Origin of the sequence: Jeotgalibacillus marinus, from assembly GCF_040801915.1 — a bacterium.
In the GTDB taxonomy this organism is placed as follows: domain Bacteria; phylum Bacillota; class Bacilli; order Bacillales; family Jeotgalibacillaceae; genus Jeotgalibacillus; species Jeotgalibacillus marinus.
Window position 1 is genome coordinate 1 of record NZ_JBFMIA010000381.1, and the last position, 213, is coordinate 213.

Sequence of the window (213 nt, forward strand, 5' to 3'; positions counted from 1 at the left end):
GTTACCTCGCTCTGTCCGACGCGCTTGGCCATGGCGTGCTCACGGCCAAGCAGCGCGAGATCATCGCGCTGACCGTGGCCCAGGCGAACGAATGTCACTACTGCCTCTCGGCACACACGCTGATGGGCAAGGGCGCCGGTTTGTCGGCGGATGCGATCCGCTTGGCCCGCGAAGGCAAGGCCGAGAGCGTGCTTGACAACGCGGTCGCGCTCT

At 66.2% G+C, this 213-nt stretch carries 1 protein-coding gene; it reads left to right on the forward strand.

Annotated features, from left to right (window positions below; all coding sequences use genetic code 11):
- On the forward strand, nt 1–213 hold a 213-nt coding region (locus AB1471_RS18245; protein ID WP_367781123.1), incomplete at both ends, for a carboxymuconolactone decarboxylase family protein.